The following is a 23,023-nucleotide window of genomic DNA, read 5'->3' as shown; positions in this document are numbered from 1 at the left end:
AGCTAGACAGGCGCGCGTGTCGCGCCGCAGCAGCCACTGCCAAAGGAGACTTGCTCATGAGCACTTCCGTCGTCCTCCCCGCCCTCGGTGAGAGCGTGACCGAAGGAACCGTGACCCGTTGGCTCAAGCAAGTCGGTGACACCATCCAGGCCGATGAGGGCCTGCTCGAAATCTCCACCGACAAGGTCGACACGGAGATCCCCTCGCCCATCTCGGGCGTGATCGAGGAGATCCTCGTCCAGGAGGACGAGACGGTCGAGGTCGGTGCCGTGCTCGCCAAGATCGGCGACGGATCCGGCGCCCCTGCTGCGGCGGCCCCGGCGCAGGCGGCGCAGCCCGCCGAGGCCGCGCCGGTGGCTGAGCCCGCTGAGGCTGCGCCCGTCGCTGCCGCGGAGCCCGCGCCTGTCGCTGAGGCTGCGCCCGTCGCTGCCCCGGCGCCCGTCGCGGAGGCCCCGGCACCCGCTGCTCCGGCCCCGGTCTCGGCGGCGCCCGCCGCGGGTGGGGACGCGACGGATGTCGTGCTCCCGGCGCTCGGGGAGAGCGTCACGGAGGGCACCGTCACGCGCTGGCTCAAGCAGGTCGGCGACACCGTCGCGGTCGACGAGGGGCTCGTGGAGATCTCCACCGACAAGGTCGACACCGAGATCCCCTCCCCCGTCGCCGGCGTCGTGCAGGAGATCCTCGTGAACGAGGACGACACGGTCGAGGTGGGTGCGGTCCTGGCCCGCGTCGGGAGCGGTGCGCCCGCGCAGGCGGCCCCGGCCCCCGCGGCAGCCGCCGCAGCGCCGGCTCCTGCAGCAGCCCCTGCTCCGGCACCCGCACCGGCGCCGGTTACGGCACCCGTGCCCGCGCCGGCTCCGGCGGCTGCGGCACCTGCTCCCGCTCCGGCGGCGCCGGTCGCTGCTCCGGCGGCTCCCGCGCCGGCACCTGCTGCGGCGCCCGCGGGCGAGGCGCTGACGTATGTCACTCCGCTCGTACGCAAGCTCGCGCAGGAGCGTGGCATCGACCTCGCCACGGTGCGCGGCACGGGCGTCGGCGGCCGCATCCGCAAGGAGGACGTGCTCGCCGCCGCGGCCGCTCCCGCCGCTGCCCCGGCCGCGGCTGCCCCGGCCGCGGCTGCCCCGGCCCCGAAGCTCGAGGTGTCGCCGCTGCGCGGCACGACGCAGCCGATGTCGCGCCTGCGCAAGGTGCTTTCCGAGCGCGCGGTCGCCTCGATGCAGTCCACGGCGCAGCTCACGACGGTGGTTGAGGTCGACGTCACGAGGCTCGCGGGATACCGCGACCAGGTGAAGGCCGATTTCGCGGCGAAGACGGGCGACAAGCTGTCGTTCCTGCCGTTCTTCACGCTCGCCGCCGCCGAGGCGCTGCAGGCGTACCCGGTCATCAACGCGACCGTGGACGGCACCGACATCGTGTACCCCGCCACGGAGAACGTCGCGATCGCGGTCGACACCGAGCGCGGCCTCCTGACGCCCGTTCTCCGCGATGCGGCGGACAAGTCGATCGCGCAGATCGCACACGAGATCGCCGACCTCGCGGCCCGCACGCGCGAGAACAAGCTGAAGCCCGACGAGCTGGCCGGCGGCACGTTCACGGTCACGAACACGGGCTCGCGCGGCGCGCTGTTCGACACTCCGGTCGTGTTCCTGCCGCAGTCCGCGATCCTCGGCACCGGCATCGTCGTGAAGCGCCCCGGCGTCGTCACCGTCGACGGTCGCGACGCGATCAGCATCCGCTCCGTCGTCTACCTGGCGCTGTCCTACGACCACCGCATCATCGACGGTGCCGACGCCGCCCGCTTCCTCAGCGCGGTCAAGGCGCGCCTCGAGGCGGCCGACTTCGGGGCCGTCCTCGGCATCTGAGTCGTCGGCGTCTGACGCTCACGATGGCGGGTCCGCGGCATACACGTCGCGGACTCGCCATCCGTTTCCGGTCTGCGCGATGACGACGAGGAGCGCGGCCCCGACGTAATCCGCCCGCACGACGGCCACGTCGCCGAAGTCCTCGACGAGCGAGGTCGTCGGCTCCCCCGGCGGGATCTTCGCGGCGAGGGCGCGACCGGGATCCTCCAGGAGCTCCGGGCACGCGGATGCCGCGCATCGGGCGGACGCACGCAGCAGGGATGTCGCGGCCTCCAGCGCGGGCGCGTCCCGAGCGGGTGCGTCACGATCGGCCGGAGGGGTGAGCGCGGGACTCGTGGTCCCGCGCGGATCCGGGGCTGGACTCGACGACGGCCACGCCAGCCCGATGCCGAGCACGGCCGCCGCGCACACGCCGCCCACCACGAGCAACGGCCAGCGTCTGCGGCTTCGGACGCGTCGCGGGCTCACCCGACTCGAGCGGATGCCCTGGATCCGTCGGATGAGCCCGGTGACCACCTCGGCCCAGAGGTCCGCGATCCCCGCGTCGACGATGCCGTCCAGCCAGCGCGGTCGCGCCGGTCTCTCCACCTCTCCCTCCGGCTTCGGCAGCGCGTCTCGGTGCGCAGCGCGCGCGTCGGACGTCGACCCGAGAGCCGTCCCCCGTCGCGAGGGCGGCGCGAGCGGCGCGGGCGCGGCCACCGCGAACACCTCCCGCTCGCGGTCCTCGGGCGGAAGTCCGCGCGCGATCCGCTCGCTCGCGGCGGATATCTCGTCCCTCAGCTGCGGCGCCGCATCCGCCAGGGCCGTCAGCACGCGCTCGGTGTCGGCCGGGTCACCCGTGTCCCGGCCGACGTCCGGCACGAGGAGTGGCATCCCGTCATCGGTCAGCCACCACGTCCCGCCGGTGCCGCCGCGCGCGGCGCGCTCGCGCAGGCCGCGCGTGACGCTCACGAGCAGCGTCACGGCCTCGCCCGGAGCGAGCGGATCGGCAGCGCCGCGCCCGTCGAGGTACGCGGCGAGCGGCGTCGTGCAGTACGGCAGCACGAGGTCCTGCCCCGCGGGCCGTCGCTCCGCATCGAGCGGCGCGACGAGGTGCCCGGACGGATCGGCGTCCCAGAGCGCGCCGAGCGGCACGGTGTCGGCATCCACCAGCACGACCAGCCGGCCCGACTCGTCACGGGCGACATCGCCCTCCCACGGTGTCTCGGGCGGCGCGACCCGCCGCAGCACCCGCAAGCCCGAAGCCATGCCGTCCGTCTCCGCCATTCCGCGAGTCTGCGCCGCCGGCGGGCCCGGCGCGTCCGCGGGAGGCGACACTCGGGAAGAGCCGGCCCCCGAGCGCGGCTGTGGAGGGGCGGCGATCCGTCCGCCGGTAGTCTGGAAACCATGGCTCGCCGTTCCGCACCCGAGAAGCGCCCCGGGTTCTTCCGCCAGATCACGACCCTCTACCGCTTCACGCAGGAGGAGTTCACCTGGCTGCCGTTCATGATCGGCGGGATCATCATCGTCGCGGCGGCGCTCGGTGTCATGGTCGGGTTCCTCATCCCGCCGTTCGCGGTGTGGAGCGTGATCCTCTGGGGCGTCACGGGTCTCCTCCTCGGCATCCTCCTATCGCTCGTCGCCACGACGCGCCTGTCGAACACGGCGATGTACCGGAAGATCGACGGGATGCCGGGTGCCTCGGGTCACGTGCTGTCCACCGGGCTCGGTCGCAACTGGCAGGCCTCCGACACGCCCGTCGGCGTCAACCCCCGTACGCAGGAGGCCGTCTACCGTGCCGTGGGCCGGGGCGGCGTCGTGATCGTCGGCGAGGGTGCGCGCGGGCGGCTCACGCGCCTCGTGGGCGAGGAGCGCCAGAAGGCGCAGCGCGTCGCGAGCGGCGTGCCCGTTACGATCCTCTACGTGGGCCACGGCGAGGACGAGGTGCCGATCTCCAAGCTCGCCTCGACCGTCAAGAAGCTGCCGAAGGCGATCGACCGGACGACGCAGGCCGCGGTCGTCAAGCGCATCGACTCGGTGTCGCAGTCGCTCGCGTCGCTGCCGATCCCGAAGGGCATCGACCCGACGAAGGCGCGGGCGCCGAAGCCCCGCTGACCCGGCTCTCAGCCGCGGACGACCATCGTCCCGGCGGCCTTGTCATGCAGCCCTCGCTGGTCGGGGTCCCAGATGACGGCGGGGATGACGAGGATCAGGAGCAGCGTCCGCAGGAACGGACGCCACAGGCCGATCCATCCGCCATCCACTCGGACGACGCGCAGGCCCACGAGCCGGTGGCCCGGGCTGCCGCCGATCGTCGGCAGGAAGACGATCTGCACGACCGCGAAGACGAGGAGCGTCGCGAACGAGTCGTAGCCGAAGAACGCGATCGAGATGACGACGGCGCAGGCCCAGTCGATCGCGAGGCCGCCGAGTCGGCGGCCGACCCGGCCGATGCTGCCGCGTCCGGTCTGCGGGAGGCCGAGTCGCTCGCCCGGGAAGTTCTGGCGGACGGAGTCGGACACGGCGACCACACTATCCCCCGATGCGTAACATGCCCGAAACATTCGGGATACTGGGGGGCAACGCCGTCCCGGTATGGTCGAGCCAGTCTGCGTGTCAGACGGAATTCCCGAATGCCCTACCTCTGGAGTCTCCATGTTCAGTGATTCATCCGAGGTGCTGCGTTTCATCAAGGACGAGGACGTCAAGTTCCTCGACATCCGGTTCACGGATCTCCCCGGTGTCCAGCAGCACTTCAACATCCCGGCCAGCACCGTCGACGAGGAGTTCTTCACCGTCGGGCAGCTGTTCGACGGCTCCTCCATCCGCGGCTTCGCCAACATCCACGAGTCGGACATGCAGCTGATCCCGGATGTGTCGACGGCCTACGTCGACCCGTTCCGCGAGGCCAAGACCCTCGTGATGCTCTTCGACATCTACAACCCGCGCAACGGTGAGATCTACGCGAAGGACCCGCGTCAGGTCGCGAAGAAGGCGGAGAAGTACCTCGCGTCGACCGGCATCGCCGACACCGCGTTCTTCGCCCCCGAGGCCGAGTTCTACATCTTCGACGACGTGCGCTACGAGGTGAAGCAGAACACAAGCTTCTACCACGTCGACTCCGAGGAAGGCGCCTGGAACACGGGCCGCGCCGAGGAGGGCGGGAACCTCGCCAACAAGACCCCCTACAAGGGCGGCTACTTCCCGGTCTCCCCGGTCGACAAGCAGGCCGACCTCCGCGACGACATCAGCCTCAAGCTGATCGACGCGGGCCTCATCCTCGAGCGCGCTCACCACGAGGTCGGCACCGGTGGCCAGGCGGAGATCAACTACCGCTTCGACACGATGGTCCACGCGGCGGACGACATCCTGAAGTTCAAGTACATCGTCAAGAACACGGCGCTCGAGTGGGGCAAGGTCGCGACCTTCATGCCGAAGCCGCTGTTCGGCGACAACGGCTCGGGGATGCACACGCACCAGTCGCTGTGGAACGGCGGACAGCCGCTCTTCTACGACGAGGCCGGCTACGGCGGGCTCAGCGACATCGCGCGCTGGTACATCGGCGGCATCCTGAAGCACGCCGCTGCAGTGCTCGCCTTCACGAACCCGACGCTGAACAGCTACCACCGCCTCGTGAAGGGCTTCGAGGCGCCGGTCAACCTGGTCTACTCGTCGGGCAACCGCTCGGCTGCGATCCGCATCCCGATCACGGGCACGAACCCGAAGGCGAAGCGCATCGAGTTCCGTGCCCCCGACTCGTCGGGCAACCCCTACCTGGCGTTCGCCGCGCAGCTCATGGCCGGCCTCGACGGCATCCAGAACCGCATCGAGCCGCACGAGCCGATCGACAAGGACCTCTACGAGCTGCCGCCCGAGGAGGCCCGCAACATCCCCCAGGTGCCGAACTCGCTGCTCGACTCGCTCGAGGCGCTCCGCAACGACCACGAGTTCCTGACCAAGGGCGGCGTGTTCACCGAGGAGCTCATCGAGACCTGGATCGACTACAAGATCGAGAACGAGATCCAGCCGCTGGCCCAGCGCCCGCACCCGTTCGAGTACGAGCTGTACTTCGGCGTCTGATCCCAGACTCACAGAGCCCCAGCGGCTACCGGTTCCTCACGGAGGAGCTGGTTCCGCTGGGGCTCTGTCGTTCCCCGGCTCGGTAGCCTCGTCCGTCCTTGCCGGAGCGGGTTTCGGTCCGCGAGACTTCGGATATGCATGTCGCCGGCGTCCTCCCGCCCGATGCCCCGGACCCGCGGGTCGAGAACGAGGCGCAGCTCGCGAGGCTCGGCTTTCCAGTCATGGGTTTCGTGCCGCAGCCGTCCGTCGAGGATCACGGATCCGTGGGGCTCCAGCAGGCCACGGACCGGCTCGGTATCTCGCGCTGCGTGGTGAGCGTGACATACACGCTGTGGCGGAACCCGGCGGACAAGAGCGATCCGATGAACCTCGCGGAGCTCGACGAGACCACCCGCAGAGCGCTGGACGAACCGCCCCCGTGGCCGCGGCCGCCGTGGCTGGTCGAGCAGGCGGAGCGGTCCCGCTATCCCTTCCTCTGGGAGGCTGTGCGGACGGCGTGGCACCGCGATGCCTCCGACGCCACCACGCTGCCGTCTCAGCTGGCCCAACACGCGAACTACGTCCTCATGAACCGCTTCCGCGAAGAGGTGGGGCTCTCCCCCGGCACCGGAGAGGGCGGGCGCGCCCGGTGGGTGCGGGAGGCGCACGTCAACGCGGCAGCGTCGCTCGAGGTCGACGGCGTGCGGCTGGCGGCGGCCGAGGTCGACACGGACCCGTTCGTCTATGCGGTCGGCGTCGAGTTGCGCGCAGACCTGGTGGCGACGGTCGTGATCCCCCGCGAAGACCTGCCTCTCGTCGACGTCTCCCTCGCCACTCGCGTTCGGTAGCGGGGGTCAGCCGTAGAAGAGCTGCTCGAAGACGCGGCGGGCGCGGCGGGAGACCGCGAGCCACTCCTCGTCCACGCGGGTCGCGGCGCCGGGGCCGTACTCCAGGAGGCGGCCGATGCCGTCGAGGCGGTGGCGGTCCACCGGCAGGATGTCGCTCGTCTGGGCGGACAGGAGCGTGTTCGCGGACCGCAGGCGGCTCGCGAGACGCCAGGCCTCGCGGAGGCGAGCGCCGCCCTCCTCCGGCACGAGCCCCGAGGCGACGGCGACATCGAGCGCGTGGAGCGTGGACGTGGTCCGCAGCTCCGGGTCCGCGCGTGCGTGCTCGAGCTGGACGAGCTGCACGAGCCACTCGACGTCGCTGAGCCCGCCGGGTCCGAGCTTCAGGTGCCGCCGCCGGTCCGCTCCCTGCGGCAGGCGCTCGCTCTCGACGCGGGCCTTGATGCGCTTGATCTCGCGGACGCTCGCGAGATCGAGGGATGCCGGGTACCGCACGGTGTCCGCGAGCTCCGTGAACGCCCCGATGAGCTTCATGCTGCCGGCGATCCCCCGCGCGCGCAGCAGCGCCTGCGCCTCCCACGACAGGGACCAGCGCTGGTAGTACTCGGCGTAGGACTCGATCGACCGCACGAGCGGGCCGTTGCGTCCCTCGGGCCGCAGGTCCGCGTCGAGGTCGAGCGGCAGCCGATGGTCCTCCGAGTGCTCGCGCAGCCCGGCGACGAGCTTCAGCGCGAGCGCGTTCGCGCGCTGCGGGTCGAGCCCGTTTCCGCGATAGACGTACATGACGTCGGCGTCCGAACCGAACCCGAGCTCGCCGCCGCCGAAGCGACCCATCGCGATCACGGAGAAGTCGAGGCGATCGTCCTCGGCCGGCACGACCTCGCGGCGCACGGCCCGGAGCGTCGCCTGGATCGTCACTTCGGTGATCGTGGTGAGCGCCGCGGCGAGCTCCTCGATCGTGATGAGGCCGAGGACCCCGGCGATCGCCGTCCGCAGCATCTCGCGACGGCGAAGCGCGCGCACGGCGCGGGAGACATCCTCGACCGTGTCGTGACGTTCCTGGAACGCGCGCGCCTCCTCCCGGAGCGCCGTCCCGCTCCGGGGCCGGAGCTGCTCGTCGGTGTCGAGCCACGCGGCCGCCTCGGGGATCCGCTCCATGAGCTCGCCGATGTACCGCGAGCCGGAGAGGATGCGGGTGAGGCGCTCGGCGGCGCCGCCGGAGTCGCGCAGCATCCGCAGGAACCAGGGAGTGCGGCCGAGCCGTTCGCTCAGCCGACGGAAGGCGAGCAGCCCGTAGTCGGGATCGGCGCCGTCGGCGAACCACCGCAGCATGACCGGCATCAGATGCCGCTGGATCTGCGCCGTGCGGCTCAGCCCGGCCGTCAGGGCCGCGATGTGCCGGAGCGCTCCGGCCGCGTCCTGGAACCCGATCGCCGCGAGGCGGTCCCGCGCCTGCTCGGGCGACAGCATCCGCTCCTCTGCGGGCAGCGCGGCGACGGCGGAGAGCAGGGGGCGGTAGAAGAGCCGGACGTGGATCTCCCGCACCTCGCGCCGAACGGACTCCCACAGGTCCCACACCCCCTGGCCGCTGTCGGCGAGCCGGGTCGTGCGCGCCAGCACGCGCCGCTCCTCCGCGTCGGCCGGCATGAGATGCGTGCGCCGCAGGTTCCGCAGCTGGAGCCGGTGCTCGAGGAGCCGCAGCACGCGGTAGTCGCGGGAGAACGTCGAGAACTCGGCGCGGCCGATGTAGCCCTCGCGGACGAGCGCGTCGAGGGCGCGGAGGGTCCCGCGCTGGCGGATGCGGTCGTCGTCCAGGCCGTGCACGAGCTGGAGCAGCTGCACCGTGAACTCGATGTCGCGGATGCCGCCGGGCCCGAGCTTGAGCTGGAACGGCACCTCCGCGGCGGGGATGTGGTCCGTCACGCGCTCGCGCATCCGCTGCACGCTGTCCACGAAGTTCTCGCGCGCCGCGCTCGTCCACACCTTCGGCTGGACGGCTGCCACGTACGCCTCGCCCAGCGCGGCGTCGCCCGCGATCGCGCGGGCCTTCAGCAGCGCCTGGAACTCCCAGCTCTTGGCCCAGCGGTCGTAGTAGGCGAGGTGCGAGTCGAGCGTGCGCACGAGGGCTCCCTGCTTCCCCTCGGGGCGGAGGTTCGCGTCGACCTCCCACAGGGGCGGCTCGACCTCGACCCCGGAGACGCCGCGCATCGTCTGCACGGCGAGCCGTGTGGCGATGTCGATGACCCGGCCCTCGGTGAGCTCCTCGGGCGCCGACTCGGCGGCGCCGGCGACGAAGATGACGTCGACGTCGCTGACGTAGTTGAGCTCGCGCGCCCCGGTCTTGCCCATGCCGATGATCGCGAGACGGGTCGCGGCGACTTGATCGTGCGGGAACAGTCCCGCGCCGGCGCCTGCACCGCCGCCGGTGGAGATCCGCGTGCGCGCCACGGCGAGCGAGGCGTCGAGCGCCGCACCCGCCGCGTCGGCGAGAGCGGCGGCCACCTCACCGACGACGGCGACCGGATCGGGGCTCAGCAGGTCGAACGCGGCGATGCGCGCGAGGAGCCGGCGGTAGCGGACGCGCAGCGCCGCCCATGCGCTCTCGTCGCCGGCGGCCGCGAAACCGTCCTCGACCCCCACGGCCTCGCTCAACTCGGCACGGAGCTCCGCGCCGGACGGGAGCGCGGCATCCCGTGCGGACAGGTGCGCGAGCTCGCCCGGATGCCGGAGGTAGAAGTCGCCGAAGCCGTGCGACGCCCCGACGAGCGCCCAGAGCACGGGGCGACGCGCCTCGTCGGCCAGAACCTCGCGCACGGCGGCGGCATCGCGCCGCACCACGCGCACGATCGCGGCGAGCGCGCCGTCCGGGTCCCCGGCGACGTCCACGCCGTCGAGGAGGACCTCCCGCGACAGGCCGGTCTCGACCTCCACCTCGGCGAGCGCCGTCTCGGCGGCCTCGATACGGCCGAAGCCCTGCCGTGCGAGCTCCGTCAGCGGCGACGGGCGATCCAGGCTCACAGCCGGCCGCTCAGAGCATCTCGAGGTTGCTCTTCAGCTCGAACGGCGTGACCTGCGAGCGGTAGTCCTGCCACTCCTGGCGCTTGTTGAGGAGCACGTAGTTGAAGACCTGCTCCCCCAGCGTTTCGGCGACGAGCTCGGACTCCTCCATGTACGACAGCGCGAGGTCGAGGCTGGCCGGGAGCGGGTCGTAGCCGAGTGCGCGGCGCTCGGCATCCGTCAGCGACCAGACGTTGTCCTCCGCCTCCGGCGGCAGCTCGTAGCCTTCCTCGATGCCCTTCAAGCCCGCCGCGAGCATGAGCGCGTACGCGAGGTACGGGTTCGCGGCCGAGTCGAGCGCGCGGTATTCGATCCGCGACGACTGTCCCTTGTTCGGCTTGTACAGCGGGACGCGCACCAGCGCGGAGCGGTTGTTGTGGCCCCAGCAGATGAAGCTCGGCGCCTCGCCGCCGCTCCAGAGCCGCTTGTACGAGTTGACGAACTGGTTGGTGACCGCCGAGATCTCGTTCGCGTGGCGCAGGAGGCCCGCGATGAACTGGCGTCCGACCTTCGAGAGCTGATACTGCGCGCCCTCCTCGTAGAAGGCGTTGACGTCGCCCTCGAACAGGGACAGGTGCGTGTGCATGCCGCTGCCGGGCTGGCCGCTGAGGGGCTTCGGCATGAACGTCGCGTAGACGCCCTGCTCGATCGCGACCTCCTTGATGACGGTGCGGAACGTCATGATGTTGTCCGCCATCGTCAGCGCGTCGGCGTAGCGGAGGTCGATCTCGTTCTGACCGGGGCCCGCCTCGTGGTGGCTGAACTCGACCGAGATACCGAGGTCTTCCAGCATCCGCACCGAGCGGCGGCGGAAGTCGTGGGCGGTGCCGCCCGGGACGTTGTCGAAGTAGCCCGCCGAGTCGACCGGCTCAGGCCCCTCGGGGCCGAACGTCGACGACTTGAGGAGGTAGAACTCGATCTCGGGGTGCGTGTAGAAGCTGAAGCCCGCGTCCGCTGCCTTGGCGAGCGTGCGCTTGAGGACGTGACGCGGATCGGCGACGGCGGGCTGGCCATCCGGCGTCGTGATGTCGCAGTACATCCGCGCCGTCGGGTCGACCTCGCCCCGCCACGGCAGGATCTGGAACGTCGTCGGGTCGGGATACGCGAGGAGGTCCGACTCGTAGGAGCGGCTGAGGCCCTCGATCGCGGAGCCGTCGAAGCCGAGGCCCTCGGTGAAGGCGCCCTCGACCTCGGCCGGGGCGATCGCGACGGACTTGAGGGTTCCGATGACGTCCGTGAACCAGAGGCGGACGAACTTGACGCCCCGCTCCTCGATCGTGCGCAGGACGAAGTCGCGCTGCTTGTCCATCAGTCGTCCGCCGCGTCTTCCTCCGCCCAGGCGCGCGAGCGCTCACGGGCGATCTCGGGGGCGCGGGCCGCCTCCTCGGCGGTGTCGAACGGCCCGGAGCGGTCGATCGCCGGGGACTCGAAACCCTTCTCGACCTTGCCCGTGGCGAAGTTGTACCAGTACTTCTCGTTGTCGCCGCTCACCGTGACACTCCCTCAGATCCGGACCCTCCCACGATCCTACTGATCGCCGGGCCTCCGCTGGATATGGTGAGTGTCATGGCAACGGACTCGAATCGCGCCGTGGGCGTGGACATCGGTGGCACGGGCATCAAGGGGGGCATCGTCGACCTCGACGAGGGCGTCCTGCTCAGTGATCGGATCAAGGTCCCGACGCCGGCGGGCGCGGAGCCCGCGGACGTCCTGACCGCGGTCAAGGAGGTCCTGACCCGTCTCGACGTGGCCGACAGCGACATCCCGCTGGGCGTCGCGTTCCCCGCGATCGTGAAGAACGGCCAGACCCTCTCGGCGGCGAACGTCTCGAAGAAGTGGATCGGCTTCCAGGCCGAGTCGTTCTTCGAGGACGGCCTCGGTCGCGGCATCCGCTTCGCGAACGACGCGGACGTCGCGGGCATCGCGGAGGTGCGCTACGGCGCCGCCAAGGGCCAGGACGGGCTCGTGATGCTGACGACGCTCGGCACCGGCATCGGTACGGCCCTCATCTACAACGGCGTGCTCATCCCGAACGCGGAGCTCGGCCACGTGCAGCGCGCCGGCAAGGACGGCGACGCGGAGTCGTACGCGGCGTACTCGGCGAAGGAGCGCGACGACCTCTCCTGGGAGAAGTGGACCAAGCGCCTGCAGTGGTACTACACGTACCTCGAGTTCCTCTTCAGCCCCGACCTGTTCGTGGTGGGCGGCGGCGTGTCCAAGAACGCCGACGACTTCATGCCGCTCCTGAACCTCAAGACGAGGATCGTGCCGGCCGTGCACCGCAACAACGCGGGCATCATCGGCGCCGCCAGCCTGACCCGGGGCTGACCCCCACCCCCTGAGAACGCGCTTGTGTCACGAAATCGACCCGATTTCGTGACACAAGCGCGTTCTCACGTGGAGGGGGCGCGAATGGGCCGGCCTGTACGCCGGGTTCTGTTCCGGGACCGGGGTCCCTTCGACGATCATCTCTCTCGGCGACACGTTGCCGTGCCGCTCCAGCGGTCTACCCGAGGACTCGGCGGGCCGCGTCAACGTCCTCTGTCTGACCTTGCTCCGGGCGAGGTTTGCCGTGCGGCTCGTGTCACCACGAGCCCGGTGGTCTCTTACACCACCCTTTCACCCTTACCACGGCCTCTCGGCTGCGGCGGTCTGCTCTCTGTGGCACTGTCTCGCGGATCACTCCGGGTGGGTGTTGCCCACCGCCCTGCCCTGTGGAGCCCGGACGTTCCTCGGCGCGGGGATACCGCGACGCGATCGTCCGGCCGACCCATTCGCGAGCTCGATCCTACCGGCGCGCGACCCCCGCGGTCAGAGGTCGCGGCGGAAGCTCTCGCGGAGATCCATCGACTCGTTCGCCGCGGCATCCGCGCGGGCGTTCGACGCGCGGGGCACCCACTCGAACGTCACACGCCGCGACGCGACGAGCTCCTGCGCCGTGCGGTACAGCGTCTGCATGTCGGGATGCTTGACCTTCCAGCGGCCGGACATCTGCTCGACGACGAGCTTCGAGTCCATGCGCACGTGCACGTCCGCCTCGGCATCGCGCTCGATCGCGGCGCGGAGCCCCGCGATCATCCCGTTGTACTCCGCGACGTTGTTCGTGGCGATGCCGACGTACACGCCGATCTCGCTCACCACTCGACCGGATGTCGGATCGATGACGACCGCGCCGCCTGCCGCGACGCCGGGGTTGCCGCGGGACCCGCCATCGGCCTCGACGACGAGCGCGCTCACAGGCCCGACTCCTCGGTGCGGACGAGGATGCAGCCGCACTCCGGGCAGTTGGCCACGACGTCGTCCGCCGTCTGGCGGAGCGTGTGCAGGTCGGTGCCGGACAGGACCATCCGGCAGCCCTCGCAGGTCTGCCGGACCAGCGGCGCCGCCCCCGCCGAACGCGCGGTCAGCCGCTCGTAGAGCGCGACGAGCTCGGCCGGGATCGTGCCGGCGACCGCGGCGCGGTCGCGGCGCGCGGCATCGAGCGCCGCATCCGCGCCCGCCACGACATCTTTCGCCTCCTGCGTCAGCCGGGCGCCCTCGGCGTTGGTGTCCGCGATCAGGCCCTCCTGCTCCCCGACGGCGGCCTCGATTGCGTCGAGGCGCTCCATGAGCTCGAGCTCGGCGTCCTCGAGGTCGCTCTTGCGACGCGCGAGCGAGGCCAGCTCGCTCTCCAGCCCCTGCGCGTCCTTCGGGTTCGTCACGGCCTGGAGTCGGGACTCGTCGCGGACGCGCCGGGCGTCGACGACCTCCACGTCCGACTCGACGCGCTTGAGCTCCGCCTTCAGGTCGTCGCGCGCGCCGGCCTTCTCGGCGAGCTCGCGCGACAGCTCCTGCCGGTGCGTCGCGAGCTCCTGGATCCGTGCTGCCTGCGGCGGATGTGCCCGCTCGTGCTCGGCCCTCCGGATGCGGGCGTCGAGGTCGGCGATCTCCAGGAGCCGTCGCTGGTCGGCGGGCGCTGCGTTCATCCCCCCAACCTACCCGGGGCCTCGGTGAGGCCTGCAGTACGCTGAGGCGGCAGTCCTCCTCGAGCGCCGAACGGGTGGTACCGACATGATTTCTGATCGTCCGGACACGACCGCTCACCGCCCGGCGCACCGCATCCGTCTCGGACTCGCCGCGGCTGTTCTCGCGGCCGCCGCCCTCGTCGTGTCCGGCTGCTCGGCGCCGCCCCCGACTCCCGTGCCGACGACGGCGCCCACGAACGGAGCGCAGGCGGATGCCATCGCCGCTGCCGTGCAGCAGCAGATCGACGCGATGAGCCTCGGTGCGGTCCTCGTGAAGGTGCAGATCGGCGACGACGTCGTGATCGACCGGGCGTGGGGCGACTCGATGACGGGGGTGCCCGCGACGACTGACATGCGCTTCCGCAACGGCGCGGTCGCGTTCGCGTACATCGGCAACCTGCTGCTCCAGGACGTGGATGCCGGCCTCGTGTCGCTCGACGACCCGATCGACCGCTGGATGCCGGACCTTCCGGAGGCCCACCAGGTCACGCTCAAGATGCTCGCGAACCAGACGAGCGGCTACCCGGACTACGAGGTGGACGCGGCCTGGACCGCGGCCTACAACGCCGACCCGTTCCACGAGTTCACGTACGACGAGCGGATCGCCTACGCCTTCTCGAAGCCGCCGCAGTTCGCGCCCGGGACGAACTGGAGCTACTCGCACACGAACTTCATGATCCTCGGCCAGATCCTCGCGAAGATCGGCGGGGCGCCGCTCGACCAGCTGCTCGAGACGAAGGTGCTCCGGCCGCTCGGCCTCGACGACACCGTCGCGTCCGACACCGCGACGATCCCGGAGCCGGCCCTGCACGCGTTCAGCTCCGAGCGACGCGTAGCCCTCGGTATCCCCTCGGGCACGGCGTTCTCGGAGGAGGCCACGTACTGGAACCCGGCGTGGGGCACCCCGCCCGGAGGCGCCGAGACGACGACCGTGCACGACCTCGTCACGACCGCGATCGCGATCGGCACCGGCGCGCTCCTGACCGACGCGAGCTTTCACGCGATGACCGATCCGAACCTGCTCGGGTTCGGATCGAAGCAGGCGAACTGCATCCCCTCCTGCTTCACCCAGATCCCCGCGTACAACTACGGCCTCGGCATCGTCCGCTCCGGCGACTGGATCCTGCAGAACCCGCAGCTGAGCGGTTACAGCGCCGTCATGGCTTATCTGCCCGCGGAGAAGATCGCGATCGGGGTCGCCACGACGTACGCGCCCGGCGCGTTCAACTCGGACGGCACGTACCCCAACGCCGCGGACCGCGTCTTCCGTGCGATCGGGGCCGTGGTGGCGAAGGACGCGCCGCCCGCGGCTCCCCCGCTGCCGCCGCGCTACTGACGGATCCGGTGGGCCCTGCCGGGTTCGAACCGACGACATCCACGGTGTAAACGTGGCGCTCTACCGACTGAGCTAAAGGCCCGCGCCGTCAGTCTACGGGCGGCGTCCGGACGGGCGTGGCCCCCGCGCGAATCGCTAGGCTGGTCTGCGGCGCGGACCGACGGACAACGTCGAGCCGACCGTGAGTGATGCACTGGCACGACCTGCCAGCCGACGAAAGGCACTCTGTGACCGTTCACGACCAGGATCCCTACTCGCAGGAACCCCTCGACAGCGATCCCGAAGAGACCAGCGAGTGGCAGGAATCCCTGCAGCAGCTCGTTCAGGCGAAGGGCCACGGCCGCGGCCGCGAGGTCATGCTGAGCCTCCTGCAGAAGTCGCACGAGCTGCAGCTGAACGTGCCGATGGTGCCGACGACGGACTACATCAACACGATCGCGCCGGAGAACGAGCCGTCGTTCCCCGGCGACGAGGAGCACGAGCGCCGCTACCGCCGGTGGATCCGCTGGAACGCCGCGATCACCGTGCACCGCGCGCAGCGCCCCGGCATCGGGGTCGGCGGCCACATCTCGACGTACGCCTCGTCGGCGGCCCTCTACGAGGTCGGCTTCAACCACTTCTTCCGCGGGCACGACCACCCGTCCGGCGGCGACCAGATCTTCATCCAGGGACATGCCTCCCCCGGCATCTACGCGCGTTCGTTCCTCGAGGGGCGGCTGAGCGAGGCCCAGCTCGACGGCTTCCGCCAGGAGAAGTCGCAGGCGGCGAACGGCCTCCCGTCGTACCCGCACCCCCGCCTGCTGCCCGACTACTGGCAGTTCCCGACCGTGTCGATGGGTCTCGGTCCGATCAACGCCATCTACCAGGCGATGACGAACAAGTACCTCACGAACCGCGGGATCAAGGATGTCTCCGACGGGCACGTGTGGGCGTTCCTCGGCGACGGCGAGATGGACGAGGTCGAGAGCCGCGGTCAGCTGCAGGTCGCGGCGAACGAGGGCCTCGACAACCTCACGTTCGTCGTGAACTGCAACCTGCAGCGCCTCGACGGCCCGGTCCGCGGCAACGGCAAGATCATCCAGGAGCTGGAGAGCTTCTTCCGCGGCGCGGGCTGGAACGTCATCAAGGTCATCTGGGGTCGCGAGTGGGACGAGCTGCTCGCCCGCGACACCGACGGCGCGCTCCTGAACCTCATGAACGTCACGCCCGACGGCGACTTCCAGACGTACAAGACCGAGAACGGCGCGTTCGTCCGCGAGCACTTCTTCGGTCGCGACGAGCGCGCGGCCGCGCTCGTGAAGGACTACACGGACGACCAGGTCTGGGGCCTCAAGCGCGGTGGCCACGACTACCGCAAGGTCTACGCGGCGTACAAGGCGGCGATCGAGCACAAGGGCCAGCCCACCGTGATCCTCGCCAAGACGATCAAGGGCTACGGTCTCGGACCGCACTTCGAGGGGCGCAACGCGACGCACCAGATGAAGAAGATGACCCTCGACGACCTCAAGCAGTTCCGCAACGCGATGCAGATCCCGGTGTCGGATGCCCAGCTCGAGGAGAACCCGTACCTCCCGCCTTATTACAACCCCGGCGCCCAGGACGAGACGATCCAGTACCTGCTCGAGCGGCGGTCGTCGCTCGGCGGCTTCCTCCCGGAGCGCCGCGTGAACTACGCCCCGCTCCCCCTCCCCGACGACGCGGCGTACGCCCTGCCGAAGAAGGGGTCGGGCACGCAGGAGGTCGCCACGACCATGGCGTTCGTGCGCCTCCTGAAGGACCTCCTCCGGGCGAAGGACTTCGGTCACCGGATCGTGCCGATCATCCCGGACGAGGCGCGCACATTCGGCATGGACGCGTACTTCCCCACGGCGAAGATCTACAACCCGCACGGCCAGCACTACACGTCGGTCGACCGCGATCTGCTGCTCGCCTACAAGGAGAGCCCGCAGGGCCAGATCATCCACGTCGGCATCAACGAGGCCGGCGCGATGGCCGCCTTCACGGCGACCGGCACGTCGTACTCGACGCACGGCGAGCCGCTCATCCCGGTCTACGTCTTCTACTCGATGTTCGGCTTCCAGCGTACGGGCGATGCCCAGTGGGCGGCCGGCGACCAGATGGCGCGCGGCTTCATCATCGGCGCCACCGCGGGCCGGACGACGCTGACCGGCGAGGGGCTGCAGCACGCCGACGGGCACTCGCACCTGCTCGCGTCGACGAACCCGGCGACGGTGTCGTACGACCCGGCCTACGGCTACGAGATCGCGCACATCGTGCGCTCCGGACTCGACCGGATGTACGGCGGCCAGCACCCGGACCCGAACGTCATGTACTACCTCACGGTGTACAACGAGCCCCTCGTGCAGCCGGCCGAGCCCGAGGACGTGGACGTCGACGGGATCGTCCGCGGCATCCACCGCGTCTCGGTCGGCGAGGGTGACGGGCCCCGCGCGCAGCTGCTCGCCTCCGGCGTCGGCCTGCCGTGGGCGCTCGAGGCCCAGCAGCTGCTGAAGGACGACTGGGGCGTGGCGGCCGACGTGTGGTCGGTGACGTCGTGGACCGAGCTACGCCGCGACGGGCTCGCCGTCGACCAGCACAACTTCCTGCACCCCGACGACGAGCCGCGCACGGCGTACGTCACGCAGAAGCTCGCCGGCGCCCCGGGTCCGGTCGTCGCGGTGAGCGACTACATGCACGCGGTGCAGGACCAGATCCGGCCCTGGGTGCAGCACAACTTCTTCACCCTGGGGGCGGACGGCTTCGGCTTCTCGGACACGCGCCCCGCCGCCCGGCGCTTCTTCACGATCGACGGGCCGTCGATCGTCGTGCGGGCGCTGCAGGCGCTCGCCGCGGAGGGCGCCGTCGACCGGTCGCTCGCGGGGCAGGCGATCGAGAAGTACGCGCTGCACGACGTGAGCGCCGGCACGAGCGGGAACGCCGGCGGTGAGAACTGAACGGATGACGGACAGCGCGGTCGGCCTCGACAAAGCCGAGACCCTCGCGTGGCTGCGGCGGATCACGGGCGATCTGGCGACGGCCACGATCAAGCGTCTCGAGGACACGCTGCCCTGGTACGCGGAGATGCCGCCGGCGCGGCGGTCGGCCGTCGGCCTCGTCGCGCAGGCCGGCATCACGTCGTTCATCCAGTGGTACGACGACCCGGGCTCCACGCCCTGGATCGCGTCCGACATCTTCGCGGTCGCCCCGCGTGAGCTGCTCCGCAGCGTCAGCCTGACCCAGACGCTGCAGCTCATCCGGGTGACCGTCGAGGTGACCGAGGAGCGGGTCGCGGGCCGGGGCGAGCACCTGCGCGAGGCGATCCTGCTCTACTCACGCGAGGTCGCATTCGCGGCGGCCGACGTGTACGCGCGGGCGGCCGAGGCACGCGGGCTCTGGGATGCCCGGCTCGAGGCGCTCGTCGTGGACTCCATCCTGACCGGCGAGGCCGACGAGGAGCTGCCGAGCCGCATCGCGGCGCTCGGCTGGCACGGACACGGCGAAGTCGCGGTGCTCGTGGGCACGACGCCGCAGCAGCTCGACGTCGACCAGCTCCGCCGCACGGCGCGCAAGCTCGGCGCGGACGTGCTGATCGGGGTGCAGGGGTCGCGGCTCGTGCTCGTGATCGGCCGCGCCGAGGTTCCCCCCGGGGGCGGTGAGGAGGCGATCGGCGAGCTCCCCTTCACGGAGATCGCGAAGCGGCTCGAGCCCGGGTTCGGTCCCGGCCATCTCGTGCTCGGTCCGGCGGTGCCCGCCCTGGTCGACGCGAGCCAGAGCGCGCGCGCCTCGCTTGCGGGCTTCGCGGTCGCGCGCGCGTGGCGCAACGCCCCGCGGCCGGTCGAGGCCGACGATCTCCTCCCGGAGCGCGCGCTCGCGGGCGATCCCCTCGCGAAGCACACGCTCGTCGAGCGCATCTACCGGCCGCTGCACACGCACAGCCCGGACCTCGTGACGACCCTGTGGAGCTACCTCGACAACGGTCGGTCGCTGGAGGCGACGGCGCGCGAGCTGTTCGTGCATCCGAACACGGTCCGCTACCGCCTCAAGCGCGTGTCGGAAGTGATCGGGTGGGATGCCACCGGACCCCGCGAGGCGCTCATCCTGCAGGCCGCGCTGATCCTGGGCGCGGTGGGGACGGAGACGTCGCGGCGGCGCTCCCCGGCCTCCCGCCGGCCGCGCTGAGTGTCGGATAACGACAAAGGTCCGCCGGGTTCTTTTGGCGGCGTCGGCACAAGGTCCGCTCAGATCCTTGGCAGGATGGGAGAGTGATGATCGCCGTCTTCCCCGGGCAGGGCTCCCAGTCCCCCGGATTCCTCGCCCCCTGGCTCGAGCTCGACGGAGTGGCCGACCGGCTTGCGCGCTACTCCGATGCGGCCGGCGTCGACCTCCTCGCGGCCGGCACCGAGTGGGATGCGGACCGCATCCGGGACACGCAGATCGCGCAGCCGCTCATCGTCGCCGCGAGTCTCGTCTCCTGGTACGCGTTGACCGCTGACGGGGCGACGACCCCGGACGGCGTGGCCGGTCACTCGATCGGCGAGATCCCCGCGCTCGTGGCGTCCGGCGTGCTGAGCGACCTCGACGGCATGCGGCTCGTGGGCGTCCGCGGCCGCGCCATGGCCGAGGCCGCCGAGCGCGTCGCGACCGGCATGAGCGCGGTCGTCGGCGGAGACCAGGACGTCGTCCTCGCCCGCCTCGCGGAGCTCGAGCTCACGCCCTCCAACTACAACGGCGGCGGCCAGATCGTCGCGGCCGGCACTCTTGACGCGCTCGCGCGGCTGACCGCCGAGCCGCCGCAGGGAAGCCGCGTCATCCCGCTCGCCGTCGCGGGCGCGTTCCACACCGAGTTCATGCGCTCAGCCGTCGACGCGCTGCGCGAGGCGACCCGCACCGTGACGCCGGCCGATCCCGCGCTCCGGCTGTGGACCAACCGTGACGGCTCCGTCGTCACCGACGGCGCGCAGGCGCTCGATCTCCTCGTCGGGCAGGTGGCCTCGCCGGTGCGGTGGGACCTCTGCATGGAGGCGTTCGCGAACGACGGCGTGTCGAGCATCGTCGAGCTCGCGCCGGCCGGGACGCTCGTGGGGCTCGCGAAGCGCGCCCTGCGGGGCACGCCGACCGTCGCGGTGAAGACCCCCGACGACCTCGACGCCGCCCGGGAGCTGCTGAAGGAGCGAGAAGGAACACGATGACGACGCTGAAGCAGGCACAGGGCCCCCAGTACACCCGTATCTACGCGTACGGCGCGGCGCGCGGCGAGAACGTCGTGCCGAACGACGACCTCGTCGGGCCGATCGACTCGAGCGACGAGTGGATCCGGCAGCGGACCGGCATCGTGACGCGCGTGCGCGCCGACCGGGGGACGACCGCGATCGAGCTGGCGACCGCGGCGGCCCGAGAGGCCGTCGAGACGTCGGGCGTCCGGCCCGAGGAGATCGACATCGTGCTCATCGCGACGATCTCCAACCCCCGGCAGACCCCGTCGGTGGCCGCCGTCGTGGCCGACCGCATCGGCGCGAATCCGGCCGCGGCGTACGACCTCGGCGCCGGATGCGCGGGCTTCGCGTACGGCGTGGCGCAGGCCGACGCCCTGATCCGTGCCGGAGCCGGCCGCTCGGCGGTCGTCGTGGGCGTCGAGAAGCTCAGCGACATCGTCGATCCGACGGATCGGAGCATCTCGTTCCTCCTCGGCGACGGCGCGGGCGCGGTCGTGGTCGGCCCCAGCGAGGAGCCCGGCATCGGGCCGACGATCTGGGGCTCGGACGGGTCCAAGGCCGAGGCGGTCGCGATGAACGGCACGCTGATCGACTTCCGCGACGGCAAGGTGCCGTGGCCGACCCTCCGCCAGGAAGGCCAGACGGTCTTCCGCTGGGCGGTCTGGGAGATGGTCAAGGTCGCCCGCCAGGCCCTGGAGGCCGCGGGCGTCCAGGCCAGCGACCTCGCGGCCTTCGTGCCGCACCAGGCGAACATGCGGATCATCGACGAGTTCGCGAAGCAGCTCGGCATCCCGGACTCCGTCGTGATCGCCCGCGACATCGAGACCACCGGCAACACGTCGGCGGCGTCGATCCCGCTCGCCACGCACCGGCTGCTCCAGGAGCATCCGGAGCTGAGCGGCGGGCTCGCCCTGCAGATCGGCTTCGGGGCGGGGCTCGTGTACGCCGCGCAGGTCGTGCGGCTTCCCTGACGCTGCAAGACCCGCACCTAGACTGAAGGGCGGTGCGCGGGCGTGTCCTGCGCCGTCCAGGCATCGCCGAGGGCCACTTCGGCACTCAGAGAAAGAGAGACACCCATGGCACTCAGCAACGACGAGGTCCTCGCCGGACTCGCCGAGCTCATCACCGACGAGACGGGCATCTCGGCCGACGACGTCGCGCTCGAGAAGTCGTTCACCGATGACCTCGACATCGACTCGATCTCGATGATGACGATCGTCGTGAACGCCGAGGAGAAGTTCGGCGTCACGATCCCCGACGACGAGGTCAAGAACCTCAAGACCGTCGGCGACGCCGTCACCTACATCACGTCCCACCAGGCCTGATCTGCCCCCGGTGGGGGCGTTCGGCCCCCACCGGCATGGGATGTCCCACCCGCTGCACGAAGAAGGAAGCAGATCCATGAGCACGCCCCGCATCGTCGTCACCGGCATCGGCGCCTCGTCGCCCATCGGCGGCACCGCGCCGGAGAGCTGGTCGGCCCTCCTGGCCGGCACGTCCGGGGCGCGGACGCTGGCGCACGACTGGGTCGGGCAGTACGAGCTGCCGGTCACGTTCGCCGCGGAGGCGCTCGTGCGTCCCGACACGGTGCTGGAGCGTCCCGAGGCCAAGCGCCTCGACCCTGCGTCGCAGTTCGCGCTCGTCGCGGCCCGCGAGGCGTGGGCGGATGCCGGGTCCCCCGATGTCGACCCGGAACGGCTCGGAGTCGACTACGCCACTGGCATCGGCGGGGTGTGGACGCTGCTCGACGCGTGGGACACGCTGCGGGAGAAGGGGCCGCGTCGTGTCATGCCGATGACGGTCCCCATGCTCATGCCGAACGCGGCATCGGCCGCGATCTCGATGCACCTCGGCGCCCGCGCCTACGCGCGGACGGTCGCCTCGGCCTGCGCATCGAGCGTCGAGTCGATCATCAACGGCATGGAGCACCTCCAGAACGGGCTCGCCGACATCGTGATCGCCGGCGGCACCGAGTCCGCCATCCACCCCATCACTCTTGCGGCGTTCTCCTCGATGACGGCGCTCTCGAAGCGGAACGACGACCCGGGGACGGCGTCGCGTCCGTTCTCCATCGACCGTGACGGCTTCGTCATGGGCGAGGGCGCGGCAGCCCTCGTGCTCGAGACGGAGGAGCACGCCCGTGCGCGCGGCGCCCGCATCTACGCGGCGCTCGTGGGCGGCGCGGTCACCGCCGACTCGTACCACATCACCGCGCCCGACCCCGAGGGCCTGGGCGCCTCGCGCGCCGTACGCGCCGCCCTCGCGCAGGCCGGCGCATCTGTCGACGACGTCACGCACATCAACGCGCACGCGACCTCGACCCCCACCGGCGACATCGCCGAGTACAAGGCGCTGCGGAGCGTCTTCGGAGACCGCGTCCACGACATCCCGCTGTCGGCCACGAAGGCCTCCACGGGGCATCTCCTGGGTGGCACCGGCGCTCTCGAGGCCGTCTTCACGGTGCTCGCGCTCCGCGACCGTCAGGCGCCGCCGACGATCAACATCACCGAGCAGGACCCCGAGATCCCGCTCAAGGTGAGCCCGCAGTCGCAGCCCCTCGGCGACGGCCCGCAGCTCGCGATCAGCAACTCGTTCGGCTTCGGCGGCCACAACGCCGTGGCCGCGTTCCAGAGCGTCTGATCCCCGGCCGGACCGGGCCGGGTTACCC

19 protein-coding genes, 1 tRNA gene and 1 other RNA gene are annotated in these 23,023 nt (G+C 71.1%); 12 read left to right on the top strand and 9 right to left on the bottom strand.

Annotated features, from left to right (window positions below; all coding sequences use genetic code 11):
• Positions 1–56 precede the first annotated feature (56 nt).
• Positions 57–1,862: a 2-oxoglutarate dehydrogenase, E2 component, dihydrolipoamide succinyltransferase gene (gene sucB, locus ABCS02_RS24245; protein ID WP_345838264.1), complete on the top strand. Its 1,806-nt coding sequence runs from the start codon at positions 57–59 to the stop codon at positions 1,860–1,862.
• An 18-nt stretch (positions 1,863–1,880) separates the two neighbouring features.
• On the opposite strand, the gene ABCS02_RS24240 is transcribed toward sucB, so the two are convergent.
• Positions 1,881–3,128, bottom strand: coding sequence for a hypothetical protein (locus ABCS02_RS24240; RefSeq protein WP_345838263.1), 1,248 nt, complete (start codon positions 3,126–3,128; stop codon positions 1,881–1,883).
• A gap of 120 nt (positions 3,129–3,248) precedes the next feature.
• Here ABCS02_RS24240 and ABCS02_RS24235 point away from each other — a divergent pair, with 120 nt between their 5' ends.
• Complete coding sequence (locus ABCS02_RS24235; protein ID WP_345838262.1) at positions 3,249–3,956, top strand: DUF4191 family protein; 708 nt, start codon at positions 3,249–3,251, stop codon at positions 3,954–3,956.
• An 8-nt stretch (positions 3,957–3,964) separates the two neighbouring features.
• Here the strand turns inward: ABCS02_RS24235 and ABCS02_RS24230 are convergent, their stop codons facing one another.
• A complete protein-coding gene (locus ABCS02_RS24230; RefSeq protein WP_345838261.1) occupies positions 3,965–4,363 on the bottom strand; it encodes an RDD family protein in 399 nt (132 codons plus the stop codon).
• Between the two features lie 133 nt (positions 4,364–4,496).
• Here ABCS02_RS24230 and glnA (ABCS02_RS24225) point away from each other — a divergent pair, with 133 nt between their 5' ends.
• Together glnA (ABCS02_RS24225) and ABCS02_RS24220 are read left to right on the top strand one after the other, a co-directional pair.
• A complete protein-coding gene (glnA, locus tag ABCS02_RS24225) occupies positions 4,497–5,921 on the top strand; it encodes a type I glutamate--ammonia ligase (protein ID WP_345838260.1) in 1,425 nt (474 codons plus the stop codon).
• A 134-nt stretch (positions 5,922–6,055) separates the two neighbouring features.
• On the top strand, positions 6,056–6,748 hold the full coding sequence (locus tag ABCS02_RS24220) for a hypothetical protein (protein ID WP_345838259.1): 693 nt from the start codon (positions 6,056–6,058) through the stop codon (positions 6,746–6,748).
• 6 nt (positions 6,749–6,754) lie between these two features.
• Here ABCS02_RS24220 and ABCS02_RS24215 read toward each other — a convergent pair whose 3' ends face one another.
• From ABCS02_RS24215 to ABCS02_RS24205, 3 genes are read right to left on the bottom strand one after another with little or no spacing between them, the layout of a single operon-like run.
• The gene (locus ABCS02_RS24215; protein WP_345838258.1) at positions 6,755–9,763 is read right to left on the bottom strand and encodes a bifunctional [glutamine synthetase] adenylyltransferase/[glutamine synthetase]-adenylyl-L-tyrosine phosphorylase; all 3,009 of its coding nucleotides are present in this window, start codon (positions 9,761–9,763) and stop codon (positions 6,755–6,757) included.
• Positions 9,764–9,773: 10 nt separating this feature from the next.
• Positions 9,774–11,111: a type I glutamate--ammonia ligase gene (gene glnA, locus ABCS02_RS24210; protein ID WP_345838257.1), complete on the bottom strand. Its 1,338-nt coding sequence runs from the start codon at positions 11,109–11,111 to the stop codon at positions 9,774–9,776.
• Positions 11,111–11,293: an SPOR domain-containing protein gene (locus ABCS02_RS24205; protein ID WP_345838256.1), complete on the bottom strand. Its 183-nt coding sequence runs from the start codon at positions 11,291–11,293 to the stop codon at positions 11,111–11,113. Before ABCS02_RS24205 ends, glnA (ABCS02_RS24210) begins: the two co-directional genes overlap by 1 nt.
• A 75-nt stretch (positions 11,294–11,368) precedes the next feature.
• Here ABCS02_RS24205 and ABCS02_RS24200 point away from each other — a divergent pair, with 75 nt between their 5' ends.
• Complete coding sequence (locus tag ABCS02_RS24200; RefSeq protein WP_345838255.1) at positions 11,369–12,130, top strand: ROK family protein; 762 nt, start codon at positions 11,369–11,371, stop codon at positions 12,128–12,130.
• Between the two features lie 81 nt (positions 12,131–12,211).
• Here ABCS02_RS24200 and rnpB read toward each other — a convergent pair.
• The 3 genes from rnpB to ABCS02_RS24185 form a co-directional block, all read right to left on the bottom strand.
• An RNA gene (gene rnpB, locus ABCS02_RS24195) (RNase P RNA component class A) lies at positions 12,212–12,575 on the bottom strand.
• 38 nt (positions 12,576–12,613) lie between these two features.
• Positions 12,614–13,039: a reverse transcriptase-like protein gene (locus tag ABCS02_RS24190; RefSeq protein ID WP_345838254.1), complete on the bottom strand. Its 426-nt coding sequence runs from the start codon at positions 13,037–13,039 to the stop codon at positions 12,614–12,616.
• Entirely contained in the window at positions 13,036–13,767 is a 732-nt protein-coding gene (locus ABCS02_RS24185) for a C4-type zinc ribbon domain-containing protein (protein WP_345838253.1), read from the bottom strand. The genes ABCS02_RS24190 and ABCS02_RS24185 overlap by 4 nt, the downstream gene beginning before the upstream one ends.
• Positions 13,768–13,852: 85 nt before the next feature.
• Between ABCS02_RS24185 and ABCS02_RS24180 the strand changes: the two genes are divergently transcribed.
• A complete protein-coding gene (locus ABCS02_RS24180; RefSeq protein WP_345838252.1) occupies positions 13,853–15,142 on the top strand; it encodes a serine hydrolase domain-containing protein in 1,290 nt (429 codons plus the stop codon).
• 9 nt (positions 15,143–15,151) lie between these two features.
• Here the strand turns inward: ABCS02_RS24180 and ABCS02_RS24175 are convergent.
• Positions 15,152–15,224: transfer RNA gene (locus tag ABCS02_RS24175), tRNA-Val, on the bottom strand.
• A gap of 145 nt (positions 15,225–15,369) precedes the next feature.
• Here ABCS02_RS24175 and aceE point away from each other — a divergent pair.
• The 6 genes from aceE (at position 15,370) to ABCS02_RS24145 (ending at position 22,995) form a co-directional block, all read left to right on the top strand.
• A complete protein-coding gene (aceE, locus tag ABCS02_RS24170; RefSeq protein WP_345838251.1) occupies positions 15,370–18,096 on the top strand; it encodes a pyruvate dehydrogenase (acetyl-transferring), homodimeric type in 2,727 nt (908 codons plus the stop codon).
• Between the two features lie 4 nt (positions 18,097–18,100).
• Positions 18,101–19,321, top strand: coding sequence for a helix-turn-helix domain-containing protein (locus ABCS02_RS24165; RefSeq protein WP_345838250.1), 1,221 nt, complete (start codon positions 18,101–18,103; stop codon positions 19,319–19,321).
• Between the two features lie 83 nt (positions 19,322–19,404).
• Positions 19,405–20,331, top strand: coding sequence for an ACP S-malonyltransferase (locus ABCS02_RS24160; RefSeq protein WP_345838249.1), 927 nt, complete (start codon positions 19,405–19,407; stop codon positions 20,329–20,331).
• A complete protein-coding gene (locus ABCS02_RS24155; RefSeq protein ID WP_345838248.1) occupies positions 20,328–21,326 on the top strand; it encodes a beta-ketoacyl-ACP synthase III in 999 nt (332 codons plus the stop codon). Before ABCS02_RS24160 ends, ABCS02_RS24155 begins: the two co-directional genes overlap by 4 nt.
• Before the next feature lie 105 nt (positions 21,327–21,431).
• Positions 21,432–21,680 (top strand): acyl carrier protein, encoded by a 249-nt coding sequence (locus ABCS02_RS24150; protein ID WP_345838247.1) that lies wholly within the window; start codon positions 21,432–21,434, stop codon positions 21,678–21,680.
• Between the two features lie 76 nt (positions 21,681–21,756).
• The gene (locus ABCS02_RS24145) at positions 21,757–22,995 is read left to right on the top strand and encodes a beta-ketoacyl-[acyl-carrier-protein] synthase family protein (protein ID WP_345838246.1); all 1,239 of its coding nucleotides are present in this window, start codon (positions 21,757–21,759) and stop codon (positions 22,993–22,995) included.
• Positions 22,996–23,023: the final 28 nt, after the last annotated feature.

It is taken from the genome of Microbacterium sp. X-17, from assembly GCF_039615055.1.
The sequence above is the reverse complement of the archived record's forward strand: the minus strand, read 5'-3'. Positions and strand labels throughout refer to the sequence as shown.